Consider the following 4,090-nt stretch of genomic DNA (forward strand, 5'->3'; position numbering starts at 1 on the left):
GCCGCAGCCGCCGCCGCGGCAGCCGCCGCCGCCTCGCGCTTGCGACGGGCTTCCTCCTCGCGCCGCCGTGCCTCCACGCCCGCCTGATACCCCGCGACCGTCTTGGTCGTGGTGTCCTTGAGCGCCGCCAGCTGGGCCTTGAGGGTCTCGAGGTTCGCCGCCTGCTCGTCGAGCGCGGCCTGGGCCGCGTCCGCCGCCTGCTGCGCCGCGACCATCTTCTGCTCGGCGACCTGCTGCAGGCGGTCGCGCTCGTCCCTGGCGACCTGCGCCTGCGCGGTCAGGGCCTGCGCGGTGTTGCGCGCCGAGACGGCGTTGTCGTAGGTGGTCTGGTTGTACTCGAGGAACTTGTTCATGGTGCCGAGCCGCGACAGCAGCTCGTCGGCGTTGGCTCCCGACCCGGCGAAGAACAGCTCCAGTGCGGTGTCGTCGCCGCCGCTGCGGTAGAGCTGGGCCGCGATCTGGCCGGCCTTCTTCGCGGTCTCGTCGGCGAGCGCCGCCTTCTCGTCGGCCTGGGCCTGCAGGGCGTCCGCCTCGGTGATCGCGGCGAAGTAGGCCTGCTGCGCCTCGAAGAACTCGTCGGACGCGACCTGTGCCGCCGCCTGGGTCTCCGCGACCTTGCGCTCCAACGACTGGATCAGCCCCTGGATCCTGGTGACCTCGCCGGCCTTGGCCGCCTCGTTGTTCTTCGCGCGCTGCACGTCGTCCCAGCTCGGGTACGACGCGGCATGCGCGGCCGTGACCCCCGAACCGACGCCGAAGGCGGCGAGCGCGACGACGCCCAACGCGCCGATCCCGAAGGCATGGCGTCGGCTGACCGGCTGGTTCCACAGCGCGCCCCGTTCGGCAGGGGTCGGCGCGCAGCCGCACTCCTCGGCCGCCGTCGCCGCGGCCTTCTTCACGTTCCGATCCCGCACAAGGCTCCCTTCGCCCGCTGCTCATCGTCCCCCGCCCCTGGTCCCTATCGGCGACGACGCGCCCGCCGTGAGAAAGATCCCGCTCGGTCCGACCCCGCGCTAACGCGCCGCAGCACCCGGCCGACAGTCCTCTCCGACAGCCCAGGACGGGCCGTCGGTTCCCCGCTCTCGGGCGGGGCGAGCTTTTTCCAGGATGGAGCCCATGATCGTCCTCACGCGCCTGAACCGTTCCCGGTTCGCGGTGAACCCCGACCTGATCGAACGTGTCCAGGCCACGCCGGACACGACGATCATGATGGTCGACGGCGCGACCTTCGTCGTCACGGAGACGATGGACGACGTGATCGCCCGGATCACCCGCTTCCGCGCCGGGATCCTCGCGACCGCGGCCGCACTGGTCGCGGCTGGCGACGAGGTCGGCGCTCCCGCCGTATCCGTCACGGGAGGGGACGCCTGATGGATCCGTCTCTCATCCTCGGGCTCGTCCTCGCGTTCGGCGCCCTCATCGCCATGATCAACCTCGAGGGCGCGACGATCGGGTCGCTCCTCCTGCCCGCGCCGATGGTGCTCGTCTTCGGCGCCACGATCGCGGTCGGGCTCGCCAGCGGCACGCTGCGCGACGCCCTGCACGCCGTGAAGTCCCTCCCCCGCGCGTTCCGCGGGGAGCGCCGCACCGCGCAGAGCACCATCGACACGGTCGTCGGCTACGCGGAGAAGGCCCGCGCCGAAGGGCTCCTGGCGCTGGAGCAGGGACTCGACGAGGAGAAGGATCCGTTCCTGCGGCAGGCCCTGCAGAGCATCGCCGACGGGACCGACGCGGAAGACCTCCGCGTGCTGCTCGAGGACGAGCTGTCGTCCACGGCCGCCCGGAACCGCACCGCCTCCCGCTTCTACATGACCCTCGGCGGGTTCGCCCCCACGGTCGGCATCATCGGCACGGTCGTCTCCCTCACCCACGTGCTGGAGAAGCTCGACAAGCCGGACACCCTCGGACCCATGATCGCCGCCGCCTTCGTCGCCACGCTGTGGGGCCTGCTGTCGGCGAACTTCATCTGGCTCCCGATCGGCGGCCGCCTGCAGCGTCTGGGCGAGCTGGAGCTCGAGCGCATGACGGTGCTCATGGAGGGCATGCTCGCCGTCCAGGCCGGTGCCGCCCCCGCGCACGTGCGCGAGCGCCTGAGCGCGCTCGTCTCCGATCGTTCCCCCGGCCGCTCCCGCCGCCGCGAGCAGCCGGCGGAGGCGGCGGCCGAGCACGAGGACCTCTTCTCATGAGCGTGCGCACCCGACGCCGCGTCCAGGAGTCCGAGCACAGCGGGCCGGACGAGCGCTGGATGGCGTCGTACCTCGACATGGTGACGGTGCTGATGTGCATGTTCATCGTGCTCTTCGCCATGTCGACCGTCGACCAGGAGAAGTTCGAGGCCCTGAGCGCGTCCCTCGCGACCGGCTTCGGCCAGGAGCCCTCCGACGACATCGATGTGACCAGCGGCGTCGTCGTGCCGCCCGAGCTCGTGGACGACGAGGGCGAGGACTTCGCCGACACCGGGCTGGAGGCCGCGCAGCGCGAGTTCGACGAGCTCTCCGCCCTCCGCGAGCGCCTGCGCCAGGTGCTGGCGGACCGGGGGCTGGAAGCCGACGTCACCTTCACGATCGACGAGCGCGGTCTGACCATCGGACTCGTGAGCGCGGAGACCTTCTTCACCACCAACAGCACGGACCTCAGCCCGGCCGCGACGCAGGTGCTCGATGCGCTCGGGTCGGTCCTCGTCTCGGCCCCCAACGAGATCTCGGTGGAGGGGCACGCCGACGCCCGCGGCTCGGTCGCCCCCTTCCCGACCAACTGGGAGCTCTCCGCCGGGCGCTCCACGCAGGTGCTGCGCTACCTCGTGGAGGCCGCCGGCCTGCCCCCTGCCCACCTCAAGTCCGTCGGGTTCGGCGACACCCGCCCGGTCGCCGCCGGCAGCACGCCGGAGCAGCTCGCGGAGAACCGCCGGGTGGACATCGTCATCCTCTCCGATGCCAGCGAGGAGGTGCGAGCGCTGATCCCGGCCGCGGGTGCCGCGCAGACCTCCCCCTGACCCGTCCCTAACGCACGCCGCTCACCGCCCGATAGTCGGGTTCGTGGTGATGGATGACGGCGTGCGCTCTCGGGCGCGCGCGGAGACGGCGATCGCCGACGTCGAGGTCTACGACTTCGGACGCGCGGCGACGCTGTCGCGCGAGCACGCCCGCACCCTGGAGCTCGCGTTCGAGACGTTCGCGCGGCAGTGGTCGGCCCAGCTCTCCGGCAAGATCCACGTGCGCGCCACCATCGCCGTCGAGCACGTCGGCATGCTCACATACGGAGAGTACGCGCAGTCGCTTCCCACCACGACGACCATGATCGTGTGCGCGCTGCCCGATTCGGACGAGCGCATGATCGTCCAGGTGCCGATCCCGACCGCGACCTCATGGATCGTGCAGATGGTGGGAGGACGATCGACGTCCACCGCCGAGGACCGCACCTTCACCCCGATCGAGCAGGCGCTGATCCGATCGCTGATCGCCGACGCCATCGACCACCTCACCGGCAGTCTCGACGGCCTGCTGCCCGCAGGCGTGGCCGTCGCCGGCATCCAGTACAGCTCCCAGTTCGCGCAGGTGGCCGCCGCCGGGGAGCCGGTGATCGTCGCCCGCCTGTCGATGCGCCACGGCGGCCGGACGGTGCCCGCCAGCATCATGCTCCCCGCGTCGGTCCTCGCCGGGTTCGCGGTACGCGCCTCCGACGCCGACCGCACCGAGACCCCGGGACTGGTCCGGCGGCAGGTGGAAGCCGCCCCGGTCGAGGTGGCGCTGCGGCTGGCCCCCCGCACGGTGCTCCCCCGCGAGGTGCTCGATCTCGCCGTCGGTGACCTGCTGCCCCTGCCGCACGCCGCCGACCGTCCCCTGCTCCTCACCGTGGGCGACCAGACGGTCGCGACCGCCGCCGTCGGCAGCGCGGGCGCCCGGCTCGCCTGCGTCGTGACCGCCACCGTCCCCGAAACCGCCCCCGCTCAGGAGTCCGCGTGATCAGCACCACCGCCTACGAGTCCGCCGTCGCCGCCGCGTTCGCGGCCCGGCTGCCCACCGCCGCACCGGTCACCGCGCGCGCCTCGCAGGTGTCCGGCGACACCGGCGACGCGGTGGTCGCGCAGTTC

At 72.3% G+C, this 4,090-nt stretch carries 5 protein-coding genes; 4 read left to right on the top strand and 1 reads right to left on the bottom strand.

Annotated features, from left to right (window positions below; genetic code table 11):
• On the bottom strand, positions 1-899 hold an 899-nt coding region (locus tag D8M34_RS17665), incomplete at its 3' end, for a coiled-coil domain-containing protein (protein ID WP_446723740.1).
• A 217-nt stretch (positions 900-1,116) separates the two neighbouring features.
• Here D8M34_RS17665 and D8M34_RS17670 point away from each other — a divergent pair.
• From D8M34_RS17670 to D8M34_RS17685, 4 genes are read left to right on the top strand one after another with little or no spacing between them, the layout of a single operon-like run.
• A complete protein-coding gene (locus D8M34_RS17670) occupies positions 1,117-1,371 on the top strand; it encodes a flagellar FlbD family protein (protein WP_025104359.1) in 255 nt (84 codons plus the stop codon).
• Positions 1,371-2,186, top strand: a complete 816-nt coding sequence (locus D8M34_RS17675; RefSeq protein ID WP_025104360.1) for a motility protein A — start codon at positions 1,371-1,373, stop codon at positions 2,184-2,186. Before D8M34_RS17670 ends, D8M34_RS17675 begins: the two co-directional genes overlap by 1 nt.
• Positions 2,183-2,992: an OmpA/MotB family protein gene (locus tag D8M34_RS17680; RefSeq protein ID WP_025104361.1), complete on the top strand. Its 810-nt coding sequence runs from the start codon at positions 2,183-2,185 to the stop codon at positions 2,990-2,992. The genes D8M34_RS17675 and D8M34_RS17680 overlap by 4 nt, the downstream gene beginning before the upstream one ends.
• 49 nt (positions 2,993-3,041) lie before the next feature.
• Entirely contained in the window at positions 3,042-3,962 is a 921-nt protein-coding gene (locus D8M34_RS17685) for a flagellar motor switch protein FliM (RefSeq protein WP_164498194.1), read from the top strand.
• Positions 3,963-4,090: the final 128 nt, after the last annotated feature.

It is taken from the genome of Microbacterium sp. HSID17254 (assembly GCF_003989315.1).
Lineage (GTDB): Bacteria > Actinomycetota > Actinomycetes > Actinomycetales > Microbacteriaceae > Microbacterium.